Below are 23,443 nucleotides of genomic sequence, written 5' to 3'. Positions count from 1 at the left end.
AATCGATAAATAATGGAAGGTTTGCGTGAGAAGAAAAATGTGAGGACATTTCAGACAAGTGAATCTCAAAAAGAGATTTGGTTGAGTTGCATCATTGGAGGAGAAGATGCCAATAGGGCATACAATGAGTCTATCAGTATAGAACTGAATGGGTATTTAGATTATTTGAGTCTAAAAAAAGCACTTAACGAGATTCTTGAGCGTCATGATATTCTGAAAAGCACTTTCTCCCCTGATGGCCAATCCATTTATATTGGAAATCAGCAGAGCCTTATTGAAGTTGTTTCTCTATACGATTTGGATATGGAAGCCCAAAAGCAGAGGGTTGCTGAACTCTTGGAAGAACAAGCACTTTTGGTCTTTGACTTGGAATCTGGCCCTCTCACCAAAATCACCATAATACAGAAATCTCCGGAAGAGAATATCCTTGTGTTTACAGCCCATCATTTGGTTTGTGATGGTTGGTCCACTGGGGTTTTTCTGAGGGAATTATGTCAGCTTTACAATTCTTACTATGAAGGATATGGATTCGAATTGGATACGGCCCCCTCGTATTGGGAATATGCCGATTTTGAAAAGGAATTTCAAAACTCAAACCAATTTGAAAGAAATCTTGATTTTTGGAAGAAAGAATTAGGGTCAAAGCCAGTGTCACTGAGATTGGCTACGGATTTTGAAAGGACCGATGACAGATCGTTCAACGGAAAAAGGTTTGATCAAGAGATTGATTTTGGAATGTCCAAAAGACTCAAACAGCTTTCCAAAGATTTGGGTGTAAGTTTTTTCAACCTAATGCTTTCCTCCTTCGAACTTTTGATGGCAAAATCCGCCAATCAGAAAGAGTTTGTAATTGGCCTTCCGGCAGCTGGGCAAGTGATTACAGAAAAATACAACCTGATAGGCCATTGTGTGAATTTATTGCCTGTTCCGGTTTCCATTGATCTGGACATGCATTTTTCTGATTATGTGAAAGGTAGGAAAAAGAAACTCAGTGAAATATTGGACCACCAACAGATCACTTTTGGCACATTGCTCAAAGAACTAAAAATAGCTAGGAAAGTCAATGAAGTTCCAATTGTGCCAGTGGTTTTCAATGTGGATTTGGGAATGGATGACGAAGTGGAGTTTTTGGGACTTGACTTCTCAATTCAAACCAATCCCAGAAAGTTTGAGAATTTTGAGATTTTCCTCAACCTTTTCGAAAGCAAATCAAACTTGGTTTTCGAGTGGTCTTACAATCCCGATCTATACACGGCTTCTACTATCTCAAATTGGTCCGATGGCCTAAACAAGATCCTTTTGGAAATTTTGGACCAGCCGAATTTGAAATTGGTGGATTTGTTGGCTACCCAAGAAGACTCAGAAAGCTATCAATTGCCCGCTTACGGCGAAGAAACCGATGGTTTTATCCCTGTAGTCGAACTTATTGAGCGGAGTGTAGAGCTTTATGCGGACAAGGTGGCTGTTATATTTAAGGACAGGCCTTTGACTTACAGAAAGCTGAATTCGCTTTCCAACAAACTGGCCAGAAATCTGCAGCTCCAGGGAGTAATCAAAGGAGACAAGGTGGGATTGGTCATGGAGCGGTCGGAAAGGATGATCGTCTCGATTTTTGCAATCCTTAAAGCTGGGGCAGCATACCTGCCGATTGATGTGGACTATCCGATTTCACGTATCAACTTTACACTTTCCGATGCAGGATCGAAGCTCGCAATTATTGACAAAAAGAGCTCAGAAAAATTCAAAAATTCTTTTGATTTAATCAGCTATGAAGATGCAATGGCATTCTCGGATGCTGTTGAAGATACCAATTTGGGAATCACGCTTTCCGAAAATGACCCGGCTTATATCATCTATACCTCGGGGTCTACCGGACAGCCAAAGGGTGTAGTTTTGGATCACGGAAACCTTTACAGTTTCCTTCGAAACGTCAGTGAAAAACCTGGGATTTCGAGCAATGATGTGCTTTTGGCGGTGACATCCAATTCTTTTGATATTTCGATATTGGAACTTTTTCTCCCCTATGTCCATGGAGCCCAAAGCTTTTTGTTGGATAATTTCGAACGAAGAGATCCGAAAAAAATGCTAGATGTTATTCAAAAAAACCACATCACTATCATGTTTGCCACTCCTTCCCATTGGAAGATGTTGTTGGACACGGGTTGGCACAACCGCTTTCCGAAATTGAATATCATCAGTGGGGGCGAAGCCCTGGAAGTCCATTTGGCAGATAAGTTAATAGATAGATGTAAGGCACTTTGGAATATCTATGGGCCTACAGAAACGACAGTTTTTTCTACAATCAAGCAAATATCGACTAAAGGAAAGCCTATCTCTATAGGCAAACCTATCAGAGGGACAAATATCTACATCTTGGATGAGAATGGGAAACCGCTGCCAGCAGGAGAGATAGGAGAAATGTATATCTCAGGCCAAGGTGTAGGTCAAGGTTACATCAATAGAAATGATTTGAACTCAGAAAAATTCTTGGTTGACCCATTTGTTGATAAGCCAGGGGTTAGGATGTTCAAGACTGGAGATTTGGGAAAATATGATCATAATGGAGAGTTATATTGTTTGGGTAGGATTGACCAGCAAGTAAAATTTAGGGGGTTTAGAATTGAGTTGGATGAGATTTCGAATAAACTGATTTCCCTTGATAAAATAGCTGATGCTTTGGTCGATGTCAAAGAAGTCAATGGGGAAAAATCACTTGTTGCTTATTTGATTCCCCAAAAGAGTGATTCTAGTTCGGAGTATGAGAACTGGAAAGAAAAATGGGACAATATCTATGTGCAAGGCCAAGAAGAGATAGACGAACATGCTGATCAAAATGAAGATCTGGACTATGTCATAGCGAAAGTGATAGGCAATGAGAAGGATTTTGAATTAGAGGCTTCAGAGTGGAAAAATCAATCTGTCAAAAGATTGAAAGCTATCGGTGCAAAGAATGTATTAGAAGTGGGTTCAGGTGCAGGTCAGATAGCATTGGAGATGATTAATGATGTGGAAAAGTACATCGCAACAGACTTTGCCGAGACTGCTATAGAGAATCTTCGTTCCAAAATAGCAAATATGCCAAACCTTGCAGGAAAGTTTGAAACGAGAGTTTCTGCGGCAGATGATTTTTCATTCGTAACACCAAGTTCCTTGGACTTAGTGATCATTCACAGTGTAGCACAATATTTTCCCAGTTCCAACTATTTCTTGAAAACGATCAAAAATAGCATTTCGGCACTTTCAGATGGCGGATGTCTTTTTATCGGTGATATGCAAAGTGCCTCGACTTTGGGAATGTACCATGCATTTGACCAATTGCGAAATGTAAAGTCCAAGATTAGTATCAAGGATTTTAAAGAAATAATAGAAAGAAGGGTCACAATTGAAGATGAATTGACAGCGGATCCCCAATTTTTCTTTGACTTGATCAATTATATTCCTGAAATCACAGCTGTCGATATTCAGTTGAGAGAAGGATCTGTTCTCAATGAAACCACAAAGTACCATTATGATGTGTGGCTGTATAAAGGAGGCCACAAATCAAATGTTGATTCAGATTTGAGTTATGTTTGGGAAACCGATGTCGATGGTAGAAGCTTGCAGAAAGTGCTGCAAGACAAGCAAGATAAGATTATACAAATCAAAAATATCCCAAATTCACGAACTGCCGAAGATTTTGATTTTTACCAATTTATCCAAAATTCGGAAGAAGGGGGCTTTGTACAAGAATACAAACAAAAAGAATCTGCTATCATCCAAAGTTTAGACCCGGATTTGTTTAGGAAAATTGGGGATGAAAATGGATTCAGAACACACGTGAGGCTTCAGTCTGATGGGGTAGACAATCTTATAGAGGTTTACTTTGTGCCAAATACACCTGTGTTTCAAAACTCCTTGCCAACAATTGGGAATCAGCATGGGAATGTCGATTTGAACAAATATATCCGTGAGCCTTTCAACAATCAATTGGAATTGGATACTTCAATGATCAGGAAAGCACTTTCAGAAAGCCTCCCAAGCTTTATGGTCCCTACATATTTTGTCCAATTGCCCGAATTCCCATTATCCCAAAACGGAAAAATAGTGAAGCAGCAACTGCCAATCCCTATTTTGCAGGAAAACCAAGAAACTGACTTATCTACGTATGAATTAAACCCAAAAGAACAGATCATTGCAGAAATTTGGGGCAAGGCTTTGGGAATCAGTAAAATTGGGCCAAATGATGACTTTTTTGAATTGGGAGGCCATTCACTCTTGGCTGTGAAGGTAATGTCTCAAATAGATGCCAAGTTGGGTGTCAGGTTGCCGATTGCAACGTTATTTCATTACCCGACAATTGCCTCTTTGTCGCAGAAACTTTCAGAGGAAGACAAGCCAAAAGAGTGGTCATGTATAGTCCCCATAAAAACGACTGGATCAAAAAAACCACTTTTCATTGTTCATGGGGCTGGTCTGAATGTAATGCCTTTTCACAGTTTGGCCAAAGTAATTGATGGAGATCAACCGATCTACGGAATACAATCAAAAGGCTTGAATGGGCTTGATAGGCCTTTTGACTGTATCAAGGAAATGGCTGCGTATTATGTGGGTCAGATTTTGGAAGTCCAGCCAAAAGGAAATATTGAGCTTGCGGGGTATTCATTTGGAGGGGTGGTTGCTTTTGAGATGGCCCGAATCCTCAAAGAGAAATATAAAATAGAATTGGAGAAAGTGATCATGATTGAGGCCTATGCCGATCAGGCCCAACTGTACGAAAATAGCATGAGTAAATTTTTCTCAAAGACCAAAGTGTTCTGGAAAAAGCGCTTTTTCAATTTTAAAATCCTGCTGCAAAGCCCGAAAATATATAGGGATGAAAAACTTCATTATTATTCCCAGAACGTTGTCCGCTTGGCAAAGTCTATCCTGGGTATCAAAGAGAAAGTTGTCGAAGATTCTTTGATGGAAACCATCAAATCCATCGAAGCTTTTAATAATGAGGCGATGAGAAAATACACCATCGAACCCCTGGATATTAAAGTTTCCTTATTAAAAACCAAAAACCAATATCATTGGTTGGAAGATTTTGAGTATTATGGTTGGGGGAGGTATTCTAGGGAAGTTGTGTGGGAAGAAATTCAAGGAAACCACAATATGATATTTGAACCGGAAAATATAGGTATCCTTGCAACTGGTTTGGAAAAGATCATCATGAAATAGTTGGGGCTATTTCTGTCATATTCATATAGGTTCAAATATCCGGGAAGGATATTTTACCCAACAAGTATCTAAATGATCCTTTCAAAATAAAATACCTGTCAGATTACGATTCCAATTGCTAATTTGACAAAGATTAAGAATAGTCCAAGATTGTTAGTAGCCTAAGTTATGCAGATTAGTTTGTCCTGTGCTGAAGTTGTTTTTGAAAACAGACCATCTATTCCGGGTATATTGGCAAATGATGAAATCCAAATTTGGGTAATCCCATCCTTTCCTACCATGCCCCATCAGGAACTCATGGAGCTATCGAGGAACAGCGGTTTTGATGCCTTGATTTCCCCTGAGGATAAATTTTCAATCCAAAAATTTGTATTGGATAAGGGCAAAAACAGGAAACTCATGACCATCTTGTCTCGAAAGCTAATCCTAGCGGATCTTTTGGGAATCGAATCCAGTAGCTTGGTTATTGAAATAGATATATTTGGTAAACCTTTCCTACCGACATTTCGGGATGTCCATTTCAACGTGTCGCATTCTGGTGAATTCATAGTTTTGGCTGTAGGAAAAGTTCCAGTGGGCATTGACCTGGAGTTTTTGGATGATTACTTTGATTTTTATGACATGGTGGGTTCGATCTTCCAAGATACTGAAAAAGATAAAATTAAGGAAGATGATAAGCCAGTGTTGAAATTTTTTGATTTTTGGACTAGGAAAGAAGCTTTTTTGAAGGCAATTGGAGTGGGTTTTAGGATTTCCCCTCTAGATATAAAAGTGGCAGGTAAAAGAAATGTTTTTACCCTTTCGAAAATAAAAATTGACCAGACCGGCTGGGTATGCAAGTCTGGTCAAATTTCACCTGGTTACTTCTGTAGTTTGGTTCATCCTGATGGGGTCAGCTCTATGGAGATTAGTATCCATTATTGGAAAAAATTCAGGAATGAAATCAATTCTTAGCGACTAACTTTTCCACAGGTGTGCTGATTGGGATATCGGCCAGCAACTGGAGTTTGTCCATTTTCACCTGCTCAAATGCCATCTTGTTTGCTGGCAAAATTGGATCCGATGGTGGTATTTTTTCTTTCAGCCAATCTTCCTGCTTGCCATTTTTCCAAAATCTAAAACAAAGATGAGGTCCTGTAGCCAAGCCTGTACTTCCTACATAGCCAATCACTTGCCCCTGTTTTACCCTCGTGCCCGGCTTCATGCCCGAAGCGATTTTTGACATGTGGAGGTATTGGGTAGTGTATGTGCCATTGTGTTTGATTTTTACATAATTGCCATTGGCACTGGTGAATCTTGCATCTACGACAGTCCCTTCACCGACCGACCTGATCTCCGTACCGGTTGGTGCCGCATAATCAGTGCCTAGATGAGGCTTATACCTCTTCTGTACGGGATGGTATCTGTTTAGATTGTACCTTGAACTGATTCTTGTGTATTTCAATGGGTCTCTCAAAAATGCCTTTTTGAAACTGTTTCCATCTTGGTCAAAAAAGCTAAGCTCACCATTTTGCTCAAAGGGGATTGCGTGGTAAGGCTCACCCATATGTTCAAAGTATGCCGCTTCGATATCTGTGATCCCCACGACATGGTCATCGACAACTTTTTCTTTATAGACAACTTTGAATTTGTCTCCTTTTTGAAGTCTTTGGAAATCTACCACCCAGCCATACATATCAGCGAACTGATCTATCAAATCAGGTGTGATTCCAAGTTGGGTCATATTGACATAAAGACTGCTTGAGATTTCTCCACCGATTTCTACATCCCTGTATTCTACAGGCTTCTCTTCTTTGTAGATAGAAACTTCATCCAACTTGAAAACTACATATTCGGAAGGGTTTGGCTCGTAGATAAAAAATTGGGCTTCTGAAGAATCGCGACCGGTTAGGACAGTGAATTTTTTGTTGAAGGCGATTTTTCGTACATCAAAAATGTCTTTGGATTTTTTGGCGATTTCGTCGATGATTTGATAGGAAACATTGAAGGGGGCCAAAATCGTCGAGAGTGTTTGGTTTTTCCCAACCACTCCTTCCACTACATCGAGATTATTGATATTTATTCCGTATAGAAGAAGATCTTCCTTCATTTCTTCCTTGAAATCTTCCACCAATACTTTCTCTTGCTGTTGGTTGAAGTCTATCTGATCCCAGAAATAATAAAATCCTCCTCCAAGCACCAGTGCAATCAGACCAGCACTTATCCATTTTTTTTGCATTCTTTATTCAATTAGTTGGGTTTTGTAATACTCAAAGGAATTTAAATTTAAGTCAAATTCCAAATGTTTTGCTATCAGTTTTCGACTTCAATGATACATTACATTTAAAGTGTACGAAGCAACAACTTTACAAGCATCAAACGCCAACACTCCCGGAAAAATTATATGGATAGGAATTAAAGTTATTTGGCAGGGTTTTCTGAGCCGAAGTGAGATATGAGACGAGAGCCAAGAGACGAGAAGCGAGAAGAAAAATGAAAAGTATATATAAATTTCAGTTCGAGATTTCTTCCCGCAATCCTGCGGGACAGGCTCCACGCCTCCCTAAAGTAAGGTAAATTCGAAATGACCACCAAGTCACCTCGACGGCAGGAGAGGTCTCTTTACTTGGACTAAGAGGTATTTAAGAGGATTGAAAACAAAAGTAAAACAATAAGAAAAAGTGTCAAGTAATTTCAGGACGCGACAGACAAAGAAATGAGAATATGCCCTTGAAACCTTCGAACCTTCCAACTAATCTTCCAATTTTCCCAATCTTATAATTTTCCAATTTTTTGTACCAAGTACCAAGTACAATGAACAAAGACCACCTATATCACTAGGCTTACCTAACCTTCCAACTTTCCAACATTGCAACCTTCTAACTAATCCCCAATCTTAAAATTTTCCAATCTTCCAATTTTTTGCACCAAGTACCAAGTACAATGAACAAAGGCCACCTATATCACTATGCTTACCTAACCTTCCAACTTTCCAACATTGCAACCTTCTAACTAATCCCCAATCTTGTAATTTTCCAATCTTCCAATTTTTTGTGCCAAGTACCAAGTACAATGAACAAAGGCCACCTATATCACTAGGCTTACCTAACCTTCCAACTTTCCAACATTGCAACCTTCTAACTAATCCCCAATCTTATAATTTTCCAATCTTCCAATTTTTTGTGCCAAGTACCAAGTACAATGAACAAAGGCCACCTATATCACTAGGCTTACCTAACCTTCCAACTTTCCAACATTGCAACCTTCTAACTAATCCCCAATCTTCCAATTTTCCAATCTTCCAATTTTTTTGTACCAAGTACAATGAACAAAGACCACCTATATCACTATGCTTACCTAACCTTCCAACTTTCCAACATTGCAACCTTCCAACTTTCCAACCTTCTAGCCCCTACCCTCAATAACTATCACCAGGGAACTAGCCCAAAACAAAATTAAATTTTTAAAATCATTGCTGAATTCTGGATATTAACTGGATGGTTTTAGCATACTTCTAAAGTTTGTTTATCTTTGTCCGCTTTAATAAAATCAATCTAAATCATGCTTAGATCTCATACTTGTGGAGAGTTACGTCTCACAGATGTCAATACAGAAGTTACGCTTGCCGGCTGGGTTCAGCGCGTTAGAAATAAAGGGGGGCTTATTTGGGTCGACCTAAGAGACCGTTATGGGGTGACTCAGTTGATTTTTGAAGAAGGTTCGACTGACAAGTCGCTTTTGGAGAAAGCTGCTTCGCTTGGCCGGGAGTTTGTGATCCAGTCCAGTGGAAAAGTAATAGAAAGAACATCAAAAAATGATAAAATCCCAACCGGAGCTATCGAAATCAAAGCAGAAACGCTGGAAGTTTTGAATGCTGCGAAAGTTCCTCCATTTATCATCGAGGATGAAACAGATGGTGGAGATGAGTTGCGGATGAAATACAGATACCTTGATCTGCGTAGAAATGTAGTCCGTGAAAAACTGCAACTGAGACACCGCATGATGCAGGAGACCAGAAAATACATGGATGCCCAGGACTTCATCGAAGTCGAGACTCCAGTATTGATCAAGTCTACACCGGAAGGCGCAAGGGATTTTGTGGTCCCTTCCAGAGTCAATCCGGGGGAATTTTACGCTTTGCCACAATCCCCACAGACTTTCAAGCAACTGTTGATGGTCAGTGGTTTTGATAGATATTTTCAGATCGTCAAGTGTTTCAGGGATGAAGATTTGCGTGCAGATAGACAGCCTGAGTTTACACAGATAGATTGCGAAATGTCCTTCGTGACCCAAGAAGATATCCTCAACACTTTTGAAGGTTTGGTGAGGCACTTATTTACCAATGTCAAAGAAGTTCAGTTGGGTGAAGTGGAAAGGATGACCTTTGCAGATGCGATGAAGTACTACGGTAATGACAAGCCTGACTTGAGGTTTGACATGAAGTTTGTCGAGTTGAATGATGTCGCCCAAGGGAAAGGTTTTTCGATTTTTGACCAAGCAGAGTTGGTTGTCGCAATCTGTGCTACGGGAGCTGGGGAATATACAAGGAAGCAGATAGATGCATTGACAGAATGGGTCAAGAGGCCACAGATTGGAGCCAAGGGCTTGGTTTATGTCAAATGCAACGAAGATGGAACATATAAGTCATCAGTTGATAAATTTTATAACCAGGATGATCTGAAAGCTTGGGCTCAAAAGACGGAGGCAAAAGCAGGTGATTTGATTTTGGTATTGTCAGGGGATGCAAAGTCCACCAGAAAACAAATGTCAGAACTCCGTCTGAAAATGGGCGAAGATTTGGGATTGAAGGATAGGAATGTTTTCAAACCACTTTGGGTAATGGATTTCCCCTTGTTGGAATGGGATGATGAAACCCAAAGATTCCATGCGATGCACCATCCGTTTACTTCTCCAAAGACTGAGGACATTCCATTGTTGGAAACAGATCCAGGCGCAGTCCGTGCCAATGCCTATGATTTGGTCATCAATGGGGTGGAAATCGGTGGGGGTTCTATCAGGATTCACGACAGGCCAACCCAGCAATTGATGTTCAAACATCTTGGGTTTACCGAAGAAGAAGCGCAAAAGCAATTTGGTTTCTTAATGGAAGCATTCGAATATGGAGCACCGCCACATGGGGGAATCGCATTCGGTTTTGACAGGTTCTGTGCTATTTTTGGTGGATCAGATTCCATTAGGGATTATATCGCCTTCCCAAAAAACAATTCGGGCAGGGACGTCATGATCGATTCGCCAAGCACCATCGCTGACGAGCAGTTGAAAGAATTGTCGATTCAGATAGCGGCGAAAAAGGAGTAAAGGCCTTTAAAAGTATATTGGGAAAAGGAGTAGGTTGATTTTCACCTACTCCTTTTTTATTGAAGTTTATTCAATCTCAACGCCAAGGAGAGACATGGATGTCCCCTTGATATTCTCTTTAAAAACCAACAGTCTATTTCCTTCAGAGGCGACTATTTCATATAAATAGCTACCTTCGTATCTTCCACTTTTGGGATCCCCATCTTTATTCCTGAGTTTAATGTATACTTTGCCATTTTTTTCTTCCAATGGAGCATTCAGATTTATGTTGATAAAATCGTTCACCTTGTAGACTGATGCTTTCCAGCCATTTCTTGAATATTTTGTCTCCATTTTTATCAAAAGCTTTTTGCCTTCGATGGCCTTTTTGACTTCAGCTATGGAGACTTGCTCCTGTTTGTATATCCTCGCTGAGTACATGGAAGATTTGGAAACGACTGAATTCTCAATATTTCTATAGTCTATAAAGATATGGCTTGCTCCTCTCAAGGATGCTTCACTTTTCAATTTTAAGAGAGCACGGTTATTTATAGTATTTATTGGAGAAATGGAAAATACACCTTTGGCTTTGGCGAAAATCAATTCACCTTTTTGGAGATTTTCAGCTTCACTCAGGTCATCTAGAATTTCGACTTCCCCGGCAGGTGTAAACCCCGCTAAATTCCAGTTGTCTGATTGTGCAAAAGAAAAATGACTTAAAAGAGTCACAATTATCAAAAGAAGAGTTGGTTTTTTCATGTTGTATCTTGTTTATAGCAAATTACGGTAATGATAGTTTAAAGTTGTTGGAAAATCTGAAAAATCTTGTAAATATTTTTAAAGAAACTTCTTAAATACTTAAAAAAACACCTGATGATTCTTCTTGTTATAAAACATCATTGGTTCAAGAAACTCTTCAAGGGTTGATAGCCTTGAAGAGTTTTCAATATAGCGAATCAATCAACATAATGCGCCCTTATTCCCATTACAATTAATAATTGGGCAAGCAGATATGTCCCCATCACCAAGACGGCAGATTCTGGAAAGGGCTCGAAAAACATATTTAAAGCCAAAATCCCATCAGAAACCATAAAAATAAATGCGCCAATAAATACTAGCCAGAAGCTTTCTGGCTTGGTTTTTTTGAAACGTTCACGTGCTGTGGTGGCCATGGTCAAGATGACCAGCATATAGATGATGACAGGGATTTTCATTTCCCCTAGGTTGGGATTGATCAAATAATAGACCAAGGCTGCCGGGAGGTATATGGGGAGGTTGTAAAGAAACAACCTGATAAAATTCACCTGTCCAATTTCAAATGGTTTGGACTGGCTAAGCTTGAAGCTGATCACATAACAAATATGCGCCATCAGAAATGCACCAAGCCCGTAAAGAAACAATTGGGGAAACAGGAGGACTATATCACCAATCCAAGAAAATAGCAAAGCAGCTACCATGGTTTTTCTCAAAATTGAACCAGCTAAGTTTTTGCTGATTTGATAGAAGTATATGGCAAGCGGAATGATGATCAAAGGTTTGGAATAAAGTCTCATGTCATTGTTGCCTTGTGCAGTCAGCGCCAGGTCTACAATTCCTACTATTAGATACAGGTAAAGCCAATAGATGTTTTTATTTTTCATGAGAAGGCAGAATTAGATCAAAGACCTCAATATTGCGATACATTTCCGGATTTCAAAACCAATCGGTAGCTGTTAACATTACCATAAAGAAAACTTAACATAAAAAGTGTCATGCAAACTAAATTTCAAAATAAGCGGGATTCAACTGGGTTTAAACCGTTTGAAATTCAAAAAATCAGTCAAAAAGAAAATTTCCTTCTTTTTTCAATGTTAAGAAATTGTTAAGTATTATTGTGAAATAATGTTAAAACTTAACAATTACAAAAAAAAATACTTGTATAAGTCCTATACATTTGTACTCGGAAAACCTAAGTAATCCTAAAACTGAATTTCAAATTTTCCACAAAAAACAAAAATTATGAGGCAATCATTACTAAAGAGTCTTTTTGCATTTGTACTTGTCGTATTTGCGATGGGTACAGCATTCGGGCAAGTGACAACGAGTTCTGTACAAGGAATTGTTTCCGATGAATCAGGGGAAACACTTCCAGGTGCAAATGTTGTTGCTGTTCATGAGCCATCGGGCACACGTTACGGTGCTGTCACCAACTTAGATGGTAGATTTACAATGCCAAATCTAAGAATTGGTGGACCTTATACTATCCAAATAAGTTTTATTGGATATAGAACCCAGTCTTACACAGATATCAACTTAAGGTTAGGAGAGCCTTATTCATTGAATGCAGTATTAACTGATGATAGTACAGACTTATCTGAAGTTGTGATTACTGGTTCCAGAACTGGTGACTTTGATTCAAACAGAACTGGTACTGCGACTAACATTTCTCAAGAGAAATTAAATGCACTACCTCAAATTAACCGTTCTGTTACAGAATTTACAAGATTGACGCCACAAGCTAATGGAACTTCATTCGCTGGTAGAGATTCAAGATACAACAACCTTCAAGTTGATGGATCTAACTTCAATAATGGTTTTGGTTTAAGTGGAAATCCTTTGCCTGGTGGTCAAGCACAACCAATTTCTCTTGATGCAATTGAAGAAATAACAGTAAATATAGCGCCTTTTGATGTAACGCAATCTGGTTTTACAGGTGCTGGTATTAATGCAGTTACAAAATCTGGTACAAATACATTCCAAGGATCTGCATATTACTTTGCTAAAAACCAAGATCTGCAAGGAAATAAAATAGGTGATAATGAGATTCCAGTAGTAGATGCTGGGACTGAAAACTTTGGTTTTAGACTTGGTGGACCGATCATCAAAAATAAACTATTTTTCTTTGTTAATGCTGAAAGAGAAAATCTGACAGGTGCGAATGCTTCAGGTACAAACCTTTGGAGACCATCTGAAAATGGAGTGGCAGATCCTGATAATAACATTTCTAGAGTAAGAAGATCTGAATTGGAACTTGTAGGAAATCATCTCAGAGATGTATGGGGTTACGAACCAGGGAGATATGAAGGATATGCAAATGAAGCATTTCAGTTTAATACAAAAATACTTGCAAGAATTGACTGGAATATCAGCGATAAACATAAGCTTGCAGTAAGATATAACCAAGTTGTGGGAAATTCAAATCAACTAGCTAATGGAACATCAGGACCTTTCCCTAGAAGCCCAAATGATGCTTCTAGGGTTTCTCAAAACTCTATTACTTTTGAAAATGGAAATTTTGCTTTTGAAAACTCAGTAAGATCGGTAACTGCCGAATTGAACAGTTTTATCTCACCTAAAGTGTCTAATCAATTATTGGCAACTTATTCAAGAATTCAAGATACTAGAATTCCTACTAGTTCTACTTTATTTCCTTTTGTTGATATTTGGGATGGTGGAAGAGGTGATGGTACTAGAAACTATATTTCTTTTGGTACTGAGTTATTTTCTTTCAACAATGATGTGATCAATAATAATGCTTCCATTATTAACAACTTGACTTATATTGAAGGAAAGCATACAATTACTGCAGGTGTTGCATTTGAATTGCAAAACTTTGGCAACTCATTTGTAAGATTAGGTTCTTCCTATTATAGATATGCTTCTGTTGAAGACTTTTTGACCACCGGAACTCCTAATGAAGTTGCTCCAATTATGTTTGGTGTTACTTATCCTTATGAAGGTCAAGAAACTTACGCTAGAGTTAATTTTGGTTTAGCATCTGCTTACATTCAAGATAGATACAGTGTTAATGATAGATTGACCGTTACTGCAGGTTTGAGAGCTGAATTGCCTATTTATATGAATGAATTGACTCCTAACTTGTCTATTAACGCAATTACGTTACAGAACCAATTTGGTATGCCTACGAATTATGATTCTGGAACATGGCCAAAATCTAGAGTTATGTTATCTCCAAGGTTAGGTTTTAACTATGATGTAAATGGTGATAGATCTTTGATTATAAGAGGAGGGACTGGTGTTTTCTCTGGAAGAGTTCCTTTCGTATGGTTGACAAATATGCCAACAGCTTCTGGAGTACTTCAAAATTCAGTTGAGCCAGGAAGTTATGCAGATGTAGCGCCGTGGATTGGAAATATTACTTTCAATACTGACCAATACCACTGGGTTAATAATCCTCCTGCAGGTGGAGAGAATGTATTTATTAGGACTCCACAAGGAGGTGCTCCAGGATCATTCTCATTGGTTGATAGAAACTTTAGAATGCCGATGGTTTGGCGATCTAGCTTAGGAGCTGATTACAAACTTCCTGGTACTCCATTTGTTTTGACAACAGACCTACTTTACACAAGGGATATCAATGCAGCTTTCCAATTTGGTGCTAATAGAGCAAGATCTATAAATAGAATGAACTATGGTGCCACCGGCCCTGGGGATTATGGTGATACAAGGGAAGTAGTTCTTCCAGGTACTTCAGTGGCATATAATTCAGTAATGGGAGCTAACAATGCTACTATATTAACAAACACATCTATCAAAGGATATGCATTTAGTGCAACAGCTGGTATTACTGTGCCTAACTATAGGGGCTTTTCAGCAGGTGTTTATTATACTTATTCAGCAGCTGAGGAGGTGTCTGCTAATGCAGGATCTTCTGCACAGTCTGCATGGGGTGGTAGCCCGACAATAAATAGTCCAAATGATCAAATGCTTCATATTTCAAACTTTGCGTTACCTCATAGAGTAGTTGCGGATTTGAATTATAGAGTTGAATATGGTAATAACTTTGCAACTACTTTCGGTGTATTCTACAATGGTTCACACCAAGGAAGATTCTCTTATGTGTATGGAAATGATTGGAATGGTGACGGAATCAATGCTGATTTGTTGTTCCTTCCAACAAATACTTCCTCTTTAAACTTTGTTGACATTGTTCAAGATGGAAATGTTGTGTTCACAGCTGCTGAGCAAAGAGCTGCATTCGATGCTTTTGTGTCTGAAAATGGTCTTGAGAAATATAGAGGGCAATATGTGCCAAGAAATGCTTTCCTAAGGCCTTGGTTGAACAGATTTGATGTTAGAGTTCTTCAAGATATTTATACAAATATCGGAGGTAGAAAAAATACATTACAAGTATCTTTGGATATAGTTAATTTTGCTAATATGTTGAATAATGAGTGGGGGATTCAAGAAAACCTAAATGGCGCTCAAAGCCTATTGTCAAGATCAGGTGCTGTTAGCGCTAATCCAAATGTAAATATGAACAGAGTTTCAGGTGCATTACCTACTACTCCTTTCAACAATGCCTTTGGATTCCAAACTACATGGAGTATGCAAATAGGTCTTAGATATATATTCTAATATTTCAACAATAAACTTTTATATCAAAAAACCCTCAAGCAATTGAGGGTTTTTTTTATGCTCTTTTTCTATTCATTTCCAAAACTGCCACTTTTCATATGACCATTTTCATTGCAATTTCATATCTTCACACCCTAAGCTATGGATCCAATTTTTCAAAATCATAAAATCAACCGCAGCATCTGGGTGGATGGACGGGAGTGCCTCTACTTTAGTGGGACATCCTATTTGGGAATGTCGGCATCTGATGGTTTTGCCGATTTTGTCAATATGGGCATGCAGCATTTCGGTGTCAACCATGGGCTGAGTAGGATCAACAATGTGCGGCTAAGCATATACAGGGAGTTTGAAGACTTCTTTGCAATGCAAGCTGGTGCAGAGATGGCTCTGGTTTTTAGCAGTGGTTTTTTGGCTGGACATGCAATTACATCATTATTGGAAGATGAAGCCGATGCGGTTTTTATCGCACCTGATACCCATCCGGCAGTACTTCCCAAAGCCTATCGCCAACATATTTACCCCAATGCCAAAGATTGGATAAAAGCCTGTCAAAAATACGCCGACAGCAATAGTGGAAAAAAGATCCTCATCCTTGCCAATGCGGTAGATGCACTCAAGCCTGAAATCCACGATTTCTCATGGATTGCCCAGTTGCCCCAATCAAACGAATACAACCTGCTGATAGATGATAGCCATGCTTTTGGTACAGTAGGGGTAGATATCTTCGGAACTTACCCATTATGGAAGCGGTTGCCTGTCCGTTTGATCATCTCTGGATCCTTGGGGAAAGGATTGGGCATTCCTGCTGGAATAGTGCTGGGTGACCAAGAGGTGATACAGAAGTTGTCCGGGCAGGCTGTTTTCCGTGGAGCTTCGCCACCACCACCAGCATACCTTTGGGCATTTTTGAATGCGCAGGAGATTTATAAGTATCAGCAGGAAAGGCTAAATAATAACATTGTCTTTTTTAAATCAATCGCAAATGGCCTGGATTTACATTCCAGCGGTCAGGACTTCCCGGTTTTTCGGTCATATGATGATCGCATCGTACAAAATCTCCTGGATAGCAATATTGTCATCTCTTCTTTTTCCTACCCAACACCAAACCACCCTCCCGTCCACAGAATAGTCATTTCAGCGTGGCATGAAGAAAAAGATTTACTGGATTTGAAGGATGCTTTGATGAAGTAGTTTTGTTGTACAATGTACCAAGTATGATGTACAAAGAATGGGGGAGGATAACCACGGAGATCACAAAGCTTTCACTGGGGTCACAAAGTTTAACCATAGAGGCAGTCTCCTAGTGCTCTTTGTGCCACCTTGGAGTCCTTCGTGGTAAAATGTTCTAGTGTTTAACCACGGAGATCACAAAGGTTTCACAGGGGTCACAAAGTTTAGCCATAGAATCAACCTCCTAGTGTCCTTAGTGCCACCTTGGTGTCCCTTGTGGTAAAATGTCCTCAAGTTTAACCACGGAGTTCACAAAGGTTTCACAAGGGACACAAGAAAAATGTCAGTTAGAATTCTAGGATTGTTTTTTATTTTTGTTAAATTCCTGAAACATTTTTTTAAAGGTTATGAATGAAAATGAGATAGCTAGGATAGTTTTTGATTCTGCTTTAAAGGTGCATAAAAATCTTGGTCCAGGATTACTTGAAAGTGCTTATGAAGAATGTCTTTATTTTGAACTTAGGAAGTGCAATCTCAATGTTGTTAAACAAAGGGCTTTACCATTAATATATGAAGATGTGTTTCTTGAAGTAGGATATAGAGTTGATTTGATGATCGAAAACAAATTTGTTGTTGAAATCAAATCGGTTGACGCACTTAATGATATTCATTTAGCACAGGTTTTAACTTATTTGAAATTGTCGGGATGTAAACTTGGTATGTTGATAAATTTTAATGTCACCTTACTAAAGCATGGGGTAAAAAGGGTGATCAATGGTGATTTATAAGATTGTTTTTGTCCTTCGTTTAACCTTGGAGCCCTTTGTGGTAAAATGTCCTCAAGTTTAACCACGGAGTTCACGAAGGTTTCACAAGGGACACAAAGTTTCACCATAGAGACGGTCTCCTAGTGCTCTTTGTGCTACCTTGGTGTCCTTTGTGGTAAAAATTTCTAAGGATTAACCACGGAGTTCACAAAGCTTTCACAAGGGTCACAGAGCTTAACCCATAGAATCAACCTCCTAGTGTCCTTAGTGCCACCCTGGTGTCCTTTGTGGTGAATTTTATTTTGCGTCAGCCAACCTTACAATCCACCACGGCGACCAAGCTCTTTCAACAATTCCAGAATCTTCCAATTTTCCAATTTTTCAATCCCTAATTCCAATCACCCTCGCCCTTCCGCTCTTTACTCCAAAAAATGTAAACAACAATGTACACGCAAGCATCAGATAGATAAGGTGATCCCAGTTACCAAAGATGTCAAAGGCAACGCCAAACAGTAAAGGCCCCAAGGCAGCCAAATAGTAGCCCGCGGATTGGGACATTCCGGAGAGGGAGGCGGTGACTTTTTCGCTGCCTGTTCTCAGGCCGATCAAGGTATACGCTAGGGAAATGCTGGATCCCATCCCTAAGCCCACCAATGTCAGCCCTACATAATTGACCCAGAGGATATGGACGAAAAGCGAGCTGAAACCAATCAAATACATACTTCCCAGCACCAGTATGATCCCCACTTGGTTTTTGAATTTGACTGCGATGATAGGCGAAATAAAAGTGCCAATCAGGCCTATTAACTGTATCAATGACATCAATACACCAGCTTCTACAGGACTCAGACCTCTTGTGATCATCATATCGGGAAGCCAAGCAACTATTGTGAAAAACAATAAAGACTGAATTCCCATAAATAGACTTACTTGCCAAGCAAGCCTGGATTTCCAAACATTGATCTTTACTTCATTGGCATGCATATTGATATTCGGTTTGGGAAACTTGGCTTGTGGCGACCAGATGATGATCCCAAGTATGATCAACCCAGCCCAAGGCAAAAGAGAACCTTGCCAGCCCAGGTTCAGATCAATGGCCAGAGGTGCACTGATACCTGAAGCAATGGCTGCTGTCAAAGTCATTCCGGTAGTATAGGATGCAGTGACAATACCGATTTTTTTGGGCAGACGGTTTTTTATCAAAGGGATGAGCAAAACATTGCAGATGACAATGCCTATCCCTGTGAGCCCCGTACCAATGTACAGCCAATGCGGACCTCCCAAAACCCGTACAATTGAACCTATCAGTAGGATAAGTAGTGCCAATAAAATAGCCTGTGAATTGCCCAGTTTTTTTCCAATAGCTGCCGAAAACAGTGAAAATGTGGCAAAAGTCAATAATGGCAATGTCGTCAAAAATCCTGCCCAGCCATTCGATAAGCCCAAATCTTCCCGGATCATAGGAATCAATGGTCCGATTGCAGTGATGGAGGGACGGAGGTTGAAGGCCACCAGCATGATGCCTAAGAATAGGAAGCCCGGTCTGCTGTAAAGTGCTTGTTTGGTTTGTTTTTCAGGCATGGTATGTAATTGATCCGCAATTTGGGAAAGATTAAAGGTTTGTGCTAAGCTTTTACTTCATTCACGAACCTTTTTTTATTGAGGGCTTTTCTGTCGACCGTTGACCGTCGACCGTCGACCGTCGACCAATTTAACTATTCGTCTCCACCAAATCCTTCACACATGCCACCCAAGTGTCGCTTGAATTCAAACTTGGCACCAAATCCCATTTCTCTCCTCCCAATTCCTCAAACTCTTCTTTGTACTCCTCTCCAACCTCTACGGTAGTCTCTAGGCAATCTGCTACGAAAGCAGGGGAGAATACAAGTACTTTTTTGATGCCTTTTTCAGCCAATTCTTTGATCACGTCTTCGGTATATGGTTTGATCCATGGATCTTTGCCCAGCCTGGATTGAAAGCATGTCATAACTTTTTCTTCAGGCAAGCCAAGCTTGGCCGCGAGCAATCTCGTCGTGTGGAAACACTGCCCCCGATAACAAAACTGGTTCTTTTTGGTGTAGTTGCTGCAACATTTATCGGAGAGTTGGCAGTATCCGTCCACAGAGCCTTTTTTGATCTGTCTTTCCGGTAAGCCATGGTAAGAGAATAGATACATGTCGTATGCATCCTTTTCCATCATTTCCCTTCCCAATTCTGCCCAAGCTTCCAAGAATAATGGGTGCTCCACAAAATTGTTTACAAAAGTGATGTTTGGGATAATTTGCCATGTCCTTGCTATTTCCATCACGCGATCAGCTACCGAACCGTTGGTGGCAGAGGCATACTGGGGGAAAAGGGGCAAAACAATGATTTTTTGGACATTGGCTTTATTCAGCTTTTGGAGTCCATCCTCGATGCTTGGGGTCTGGTAGCGCATGGCTATTTCGACGAGGTATTTCTCGGGGTCTAATTTGGGGATCAGTTTATCCCTTAGGTCTTCGGTATGAAAAAGCAATGGAGAGCCCCTCTCAGTCCATAATTTACGGTATTCCTTGGCAGATTTCGGTGCCCGAAAAGGTGCAATAATCAAGTTTACCAGCATCCATCTTGGGATATAGGGAATGTCAATCACCCTCCCATCCATCAGGAATTCCCTTAAATATTTTCTTACATCTCCAGTGGCAGTACTGTCAGGTGTACCAAGATTTACTAAGAGAACGCCGATTTTTGCTTTGTTTTTAGTCATAATGAAGGTATATACGAAAAGAATTCATATTCAGAACCAAAAATACATCCTTTGGTTAGAATAAAATAATCGAAAAATTCAAAGTCCCATTGACAAATCAATAAAACAAAAAAAAAGCAGGCTCCGGAGAGCCCACTTACAACTAAACTAAGATTTTGTCTGATGAAGCAAAAAGTAAGGTGTAGAATGGTTTGGCGGACAGTACAATATTTCTCATGCCATTGATTCCTATGAGATGCCTTTCTTTTCTGGATAGATCTCAAATATCGAAGAATGTTTACTTTATTTTTTTACCTACATCGGAGAGCATCTTCGAATCAAAGTCCCCTTTGAGTTCGATAATGATGAAGTCGCTGTTTTTGTCATTTACCATCAGGACGATGTCATTGATTTTTGAATTGCCTTTGGTATAGATCATCACATTGTTGTTTTTTTCGCTCATTTCCATCATCAGGTCAAATTTCTCTTTCTCCAGCCCTTTTTGAAGCCCCATAAATTCAGCTTTGGAACTGGCTACCGCTGGAAGTTTGAAAAGCTTTACTTTTTCGAGGGATTTTGTTAGCAGGGAGGATTGGTCTTCATCAAGGTTGATGTTGAAGCCTTTGGCAAAATTCATAAAATTCCCCCCAAGGTCCATGTGGAAGAAGTCGGGGTTGCCTTTATGTTTTTGGTACAAAGCCTCTACCGATTTGCTCTGGGCAAAACTGTTCTGGGCGATTAGCATTAATAAGGCTGCTATTAAAATCAAGTGCTTTTTCATATTGTTGGAATTATTTGTTTGATGTGTTTTGTAAATGAGATTCTATTTTCTTTAGTATTCTCGCAAATCCTCTCACGTAGAATTACGCAATACCGCAAAGGCGCAAAGACCGCAAAGACTTTATTTATTCTTTTTATTTTAATATCTAGGATTTACTTGCCTCTTTTTTCTCCAAGTAAAGAGACCTCTCTCCGGAATGCTTTCGGGATCGATGTGACCTGGTGGTCATTTCGAATTTACCTTACTTTAGGGAGGCGTGGAGCCTGTCCCGCAGGATTGCGGGAAGAAATCTCGAATTGATATTTATATATACTTTTAATGTTCCCACTTCTTTGTACAAAGAAGGAAGGAGACCTCTCCTGTCGTCGAGGTGACGTAGTCGTAAAAAGCACACTCGTTTTTTTCTCGCCTCTCGCTTCTCACCTCACGCTTCTTCCTCACTTACCTCCTTTTTTATACTTGTCCATCCCCGGAATATTGGTCTTGTCAGCCAAGATATTGAGGTCTTCATAGGTGAAATTCCCCAGCATGCTGAGCAGGGTGAAGTTTTCTGCCGAACCTGTGATCATCAGCAGTTCCCGAACCCTGCCACCTTCTTCACGCACCATGAACTTTACACTGGAGGATTTGTCCTGGATATCCATCAGCTCTTCATATTTGTTTTTGCTCAGCGTTGACATGGCTTCGCTGTAGAGTGGTTTGCCATTGATTTTGTCAGCGGTGAGAATTCTTATCCCCCTTACTTTGGTGATTAGTTCTCCCAGATCAGCGGCCTCTTTATCTGTATTGCCATCGTTTGACTTGAGAAATCCTCCAGCCATCTGCATCATTTTTGGGCTGATGTAGACTCTTGAAAAGCGGTCATCATCCATGTATTTGGAGAAAAACTTGACGATTGCATCATCTTGTGCCTGTAGTCCCGAGACGATCAGGAATAGAGGCAGGATTAAAATAATTCTTTTCATAATGCTTAATTTTCTTCTTTTGTCTGAAATAATTCTTGGGGAGCATTCAAATGCTTGAAATCTTGCATCACCTGCATGCTACTGGTTCCTTTTTCCAGTTGGGAATTGATCAAAGCAAACGCCTGCATGACTTCCCTATAGGCTTCTTGTTCCGCTTTGTGTTGCTGTGCTTGATAGATGGCCCAACCCGAAACAATGAATATGATCAGGCCTGCCGCAATATTCATCCAAAATGGTAACCATAGGTTCTTCTTTTGGCTTGGATGAGGCAATCGGCTCTCTTTCATTTCTGAAATATCTTCTATTCCCAAGAAAAATGCTTTTTCGGAATCGTAGCCTTCTGCATTGGCAAGGAGTTTTCGGAGTGTTTTCTCCTCTTCTACCGAGGTTTCTCCATTCCAATATTTATCCATCAATATCTCTAATTCCTCTTTCATCTCTGGTTCATCAAATATGTCCGTAATGATTTTCTTGCTCTGTGAAGGTTTACTTTCACTTGATCCAAACTTACTTCCAGGTATTCGGCGATTTCCTCATAGCTCAGCCCTTCCACTTCACGAAGCTGGAACACCTCCCTTTGTTTGTCGGGCAGTTTCTCAAGAAACCCAAACACCAGCTTCAACTGTTCCGGGATATTTTCATCTTGTTCGATGTGCTCATCTTCAAACTCAATTTCTCCTTCTCCCAAAGGTTCCAGTCTTTTGTTTGACCGGAAATGTTGTAAGCTTTCGTTTTTCAGGCTTCGTACCATCCATCCGGTTGGATTGTCCATTTTCTGAAGATCATTTCTTTGGAGCCAAGCCTTTTCAAAAACCTGTTGCAGCATATCATTGGCGACATCTCTGTCTTTTACCCAGAGATAAGCCATGCGGTATAGCTTGCTTTTTAGAGGCCAGATATGTGCTTCAAAAAATGTCTTCATTCAGGTAGGTAATACATTGGTTTTGGAAATGTTACAGCAATTTGAAAAAAAATATCAACTTAGACTCAATTTAAATTATTGGAATAAATAGTATGCATGCCTACTATTTATTATTTTGCACTGTCAACAATGGAAACAATGAACCCTAAAAATCAACAAACAGAAAGAAAAAGGCATAAAAAAAGCCCCGACAGAATCGAGGCTTGTGGTGATGAGTGGATTCGAACCACCGACTCACGGATTTTCAGTCCGATGCTCTACCAACTGAGCTACATCACC

At 39.8% G+C, this 23,443-nt stretch carries 15 protein-coding genes and 1 tRNA gene; 6 read left to right on the top strand and 10 right to left on the bottom strand.

Going from position 1 to position 23,443, the window contains the following annotated elements:
- Positions 1-12: 12 nt before the first annotated feature.
- Together ACFSKL_RS13275 and ACFSKL_RS13270 are read left to right on the top strand one after the other, a co-directional pair.
- Complete coding sequence (locus tag ACFSKL_RS13275; RefSeq protein ID WP_376886697.1) at positions 13-5,199, top strand: amino acid adenylation domain-containing protein; 5,187 nt, start codon at positions 13-15, stop codon at positions 5,197-5,199.
- A 168-nt stretch (positions 5,200-5,367) separates the two neighbouring features.
- Positions 5,368-6,153, top strand: a complete 786-nt coding sequence (locus tag ACFSKL_RS13270; protein WP_376886696.1) for a 4'-phosphopantetheinyl transferase family protein — start codon at positions 5,368-5,370, stop codon at positions 6,151-6,153.
- Here the strand turns inward: ACFSKL_RS13270 and ACFSKL_RS13265 are convergent.
- Positions 6,143-7,417, bottom strand: coding sequence for a peptidoglycan DD-metalloendopeptidase family protein (locus ACFSKL_RS13265; protein ID WP_376886695.1), 1,275 nt, complete (start codon positions 7,415-7,417; stop codon positions 6,143-6,145). The two genes, ACFSKL_RS13270 and ACFSKL_RS13265, sit on opposite strands and share 11 nt — an antisense overlap.
- A 1,322-nt stretch (positions 7,418-8,739) precedes the next feature.
- Between ACFSKL_RS13265 and aspS the strand changes: the two genes are divergently transcribed.
- Positions 8,740-10,497, top strand: a complete 1,758-nt coding sequence (gene aspS / locus ACFSKL_RS13260; protein ID WP_376886694.1) for an aspartate--tRNA ligase — start codon at positions 8,740-8,742, stop codon at positions 10,495-10,497.
- 66 nt (positions 10,498-10,563) lie between these two features.
- On the opposite strand, the gene ACFSKL_RS13255 is transcribed toward aspS, so the two are convergent.
- Together ACFSKL_RS13255 and ACFSKL_RS13250 are read right to left on the bottom strand one after the other, a co-directional pair.
- Positions 10,564-11,235: a hypothetical protein gene (locus ACFSKL_RS13255; protein ID WP_376886693.1), complete on the bottom strand. Its 672-nt coding sequence runs from the start codon at positions 11,233-11,235 to the stop codon at positions 10,564-10,566.
- Positions 11,236-11,432: 197 nt separating this feature from the next.
- Positions 11,433-12,116 (bottom strand): lysoplasmalogenase, encoded by a 684-nt coding sequence (locus tag ACFSKL_RS13250; protein ID WP_376886692.1) that lies wholly within the window; start codon positions 12,114-12,116, stop codon positions 11,433-11,435.
- A 358-nt stretch (positions 12,117-12,474) separates the two neighbouring features.
- On the opposite strand from ACFSKL_RS13250, the gene ACFSKL_RS13245 reads away from it, so the two are divergent.
- From ACFSKL_RS13245 to ACFSKL_RS13235, 3 genes are all read left to right on the top strand, one after another.
- A complete protein-coding gene (locus tag ACFSKL_RS13245) occupies positions 12,475-15,834 on the top strand; it encodes a TonB-dependent receptor (RefSeq protein WP_376886690.1) in 3,360 nt (1,119 codons plus the stop codon).
- A 141-nt stretch (positions 15,835-15,975) separates the two neighbouring features.
- A complete protein-coding gene (locus ACFSKL_RS13240; protein ID WP_376886689.1) occupies positions 15,976-17,025 on the top strand; it encodes an aminotransferase class I/II-fold pyridoxal phosphate-dependent enzyme in 1,050 nt (349 codons plus the stop codon).
- A 386-nt stretch (positions 17,026-17,411) separates the two neighbouring features.
- Positions 17,412-17,792, top strand: coding sequence for a GxxExxY protein (locus ACFSKL_RS13235; protein ID WP_376886688.1), 381 nt, complete (start codon positions 17,412-17,414; stop codon positions 17,790-17,792).
- 360 nt (positions 17,793-18,152) lie between these two features.
- Here ACFSKL_RS13235 and ACFSKL_RS13230 read toward each other — a convergent pair whose 3' ends face one another.
- From ACFSKL_RS13230 to ACFSKL_RS13200, 7 genes are all read right to left on the bottom strand, one after another.
- Positions 18,153-19,352, bottom strand: a complete 1,200-nt coding sequence (locus tag ACFSKL_RS13230; RefSeq protein WP_376886687.1) for a CynX/NimT family MFS transporter — start codon at positions 19,350-19,352, stop codon at positions 18,153-18,155.
- Between the two features lie 130 nt (positions 19,353-19,482).
- Positions 19,483-20,517, bottom strand: a complete 1,035-nt coding sequence (hemH, locus tag ACFSKL_RS13225) for a ferrochelatase (RefSeq protein ID WP_376886686.1) — start codon at positions 20,515-20,517, stop codon at positions 19,483-19,485.
- A gap of 277 nt (positions 20,518-20,794) precedes the next feature.
- Entirely contained in the window at positions 20,795-21,277 is a 483-nt protein-coding gene (locus ACFSKL_RS13220; protein WP_376886685.1) for a DUF4252 domain-containing protein, read from the bottom strand.
- 437 nt (positions 21,278-21,714) lie between these two features.
- Positions 21,715-22,242 carry a DUF4252 domain-containing protein gene (locus ACFSKL_RS13215; protein ID WP_376886684.1) on the bottom strand — a complete coding sequence of 176 codons (528 nt, stop codon included), beginning with the start codon at positions 22,240-22,242 and terminating at the stop codon, positions 21,715-21,717.
- Between the two features lie 5 nt (positions 22,243-22,247).
- Complete coding sequence (locus tag ACFSKL_RS13210) at positions 22,248-22,679, bottom strand: hypothetical protein (protein ID WP_376886683.1); 432 nt, start codon at positions 22,677-22,679, stop codon at positions 22,248-22,250.
- On the bottom strand, positions 22,676-23,164 hold the full coding sequence (locus ACFSKL_RS13205; protein WP_376886682.1) for an RNA polymerase sigma factor: 489 nt from the start codon (positions 23,162-23,164) through the stop codon (positions 22,676-22,678). The genes ACFSKL_RS13210 and ACFSKL_RS13205 overlap by 4 nt, the downstream gene beginning before the upstream one ends.
- Before the next feature lie 206 nt (positions 23,165-23,370).
- Positions 23,371-23,443 (bottom strand) — tRNA-Phe (locus tag ACFSKL_RS13200).

Source organism: Belliella marina (genome assembly GCF_042682445.1).
GTDB lineage: Bacteria > Bacteroidota > Bacteroidia > Cytophagales > Cyclobacteriaceae > Belliella > Belliella marina.
The sequence above is the reverse complement of the archived record's forward strand: the minus strand, read 5'-3'. Positions and strand labels throughout refer to the sequence as shown.

Bases quoted from the DNA above. Each gene is read 5' to 3' on its own strand.
- ACFSKL_RS13270 (WP_376886696.1), top strand. From the start codon at position 5,368: ATGCAGATTAGTTTGTCCTGTGCTGAAGTTGTTTTTGAAAACAGACCA.
- ACFSKL_RS13265 (WP_376886695.1), bottom strand. From the start codon at position 7,417: ATGCAAAAAAAATGGATAAGTGCTGGTCTGATTGCACTGGTGCTTGGA.
- ACFSKL_RS13230 (WP_376886687.1), bottom strand. From the start codon at position 19,352: ATGCCTGAAAAACAAACCAAACAAGCACTTTACAGCAGACCGGGCTTC.
- ACFSKL_RS13205 (WP_376886682.1), bottom strand. From the start codon at position 23,164: ATGAAGACATTTTTTGAAGCACATATCTGGCCTCTAAAAAGCAAGCTA.
- hemH (WP_376886686.1), bottom strand. From the start codon at position 20,517: ATGACTAAAAACAAAGCAAAAATCGGCGTTCTCTTAGTAAATCTTGGT.
- ACFSKL_RS13255 (WP_376886693.1), bottom strand. From the start codon at position 11,235: ATGAAAAAACCAACTCTTCTTTTGATAATTGTGACTCTTTTAAGTCAT.
- ACFSKL_RS13210 (WP_376886683.1), bottom strand. From the start codon at position 22,679: ATGAAAGAGGAATTAGAGATATTGATGGATAAATATTGGAATGGAGAA.
- ACFSKL_RS13245 (WP_376886690.1), top strand. From the start codon at position 12,475: ATGAGGCAATCATTACTAAAGAGTCTTTTTGCATTTGTACTTGTCGTA.
- aspS (WP_376886694.1), top strand. From the start codon at position 8,740: ATGCTTAGATCTCATACTTGTGGAGAGTTACGTCTCACAGATGTCAAT.
- ACFSKL_RS13275 (WP_376886697.1), top strand. From the start codon at position 13: ATGGAAGGTTTGCGTGAGAAGAAAAATGTGAGGACATTTCAGACAAGT.
- ACFSKL_RS13235 (WP_376886688.1), top strand. From the start codon at position 17,412: ATGAATGAAAATGAGATAGCTAGGATAGTTTTTGATTCTGCTTTAAAG.
- ACFSKL_RS13220 (WP_376886685.1), bottom strand. From the start codon at position 21,277: ATGAAAAAGCACTTGATTTTAATAGCAGCCTTATTAATGCTAATCGCC.
- ACFSKL_RS13215 (WP_376886684.1), bottom strand. From the start codon at position 22,242: ATGAAAAGAATTATTTTAATCCTGCCTCTATTCCTGATCGTCTCGGGA.
- ACFSKL_RS13250 (WP_376886692.1), bottom strand. From the start codon at position 12,116: ATGAAAAATAAAAACATCTATTGGCTTTACCTGTATCTAATAGTAGGA.
- ACFSKL_RS13240 (WP_376886689.1), top strand. From the start codon at position 15,976: ATGGATCCAATTTTTCAAAATCATAAAATCAACCGCAGCATCTGGGTG.